The 1,112-nt window shown below is 66.7% G+C and carries 2 protein-coding genes; both read left to right on the top strand.

Annotation, left to right across the window (positions count from 1 at the left end; all coding sequences use genetic code 11):
* On the top strand, window positions 1–163 hold a 163-nt coding region (locus FNA46_RS25670; protein WP_143128076.1), incomplete at its 5' end, for a sigma factor-like helix-turn-helix DNA-binding protein.
* Window positions 164–315: 152 nt separating this feature from the next.
* A partial coding sequence (locus tag FNA46_RS25665; protein WP_143128075.1) for a FecR family protein occupies window positions 316–1,112 on the top strand: 797 nt, incomplete at its 3' end.

Raw genomic sequence — 1,112 nt, 5'->3', positions numbered from 1 at the left:
GCCGGACCGGGCGCGCCGCGCCTGGGCGCTGTCACAGGTGGACGGTTGGACCTACCAGCAGATTGCCGATCACCTCGGCGTCTCGCGCAACACCGTCTACAACGACGTGAAACTGGTCCTCGGTCACTGCCGGGACGTGATGGCGCGTCTGGAGCAGGGCTGACGGATGAGAAAAGGATCAATCGAGATGCCCGTATGGCAAGACCCGCCGCGCCCTTACGCCTGCGTCTGTCCTGCCGGAAAATTTGTGACGGCCCACCCCTTCGCACGTCCTGTCCATCAGAACATACAGCCTGCCAGCGCAGGGGTGCCTGAGTGACAGACAAGGGAAGAGACGCCGCAACAAGTGGCTACCGGCATCCGGACCCGGTGACCGACGAGGCGCTGGACTGGTTCCTGCGGCTTGACGAAGACCGCAGCCCGGCGACACTTGCCGCCTTCGACCGCTGGTGCTCGAGCGACCCGGCACGGGCACAGGCCTTCGATGAGCTGGTGCGCCTGCATGCAATGCCGGCGCTGCAACGGGCGACGCTGGCCGATGCGGACCGGTTGCGCGCAAAAGCCTCCCCCGCCGCACGGACATTACGGAAGTACAAGGCGCGGCACAGCTCCGGACGCTGGCTTGCCGGCCTCTCCATTGCTGCCGTCCTGCTGATCAGTGTACTTCACCCGCCGTCCGGCCTTATTCTGCGCTGGCGGGCCGACTACGCGACTGCCACCGGCGAGCGACGGACCGTGACGCTGCCGGACGGCTCCAGTGTCCTGCTCGACACGGCATCCGCGATCGCCACGGATTTCAGCAACGGTCGCCGCACGGTGCAGGTTCTCGCCGGCGAAGCCTTCTTCGACGTGCGGCACGATCCCGACCATCCTTTCGTGGTGGACGGGCATTTCGCCGAGGTGACGGTGACGGGAACCGCCTTCAGCGTTCGGGCCGACGACACCGAGGATCAGGTGGTTCTGGAGCGCGGCAGCGTGGAGGTGCGGCCACGGCAAGGCGTCGGTCCAACGGAACGGCTGAACCCCGGCCAGATGGTCACTGCCAATCATTCCGGCATCACCGGAAAGCGGCCCGCCGACATGGCCCGGACTCTGGCCTGGCGCGATGGACG

Source organism: Affinirhizobium straminoryzae, from assembly GCF_007004135.1.
Lineage (GTDB): Bacteria > Pseudomonadota > Alphaproteobacteria > Rhizobiales > Rhizobiaceae > Neorhizobium > Neorhizobium straminoryzae.
Note: the sequence above shows the minus strand (reverse complement) of the source record. Positions and strands in the feature narration are given on the sequence as shown.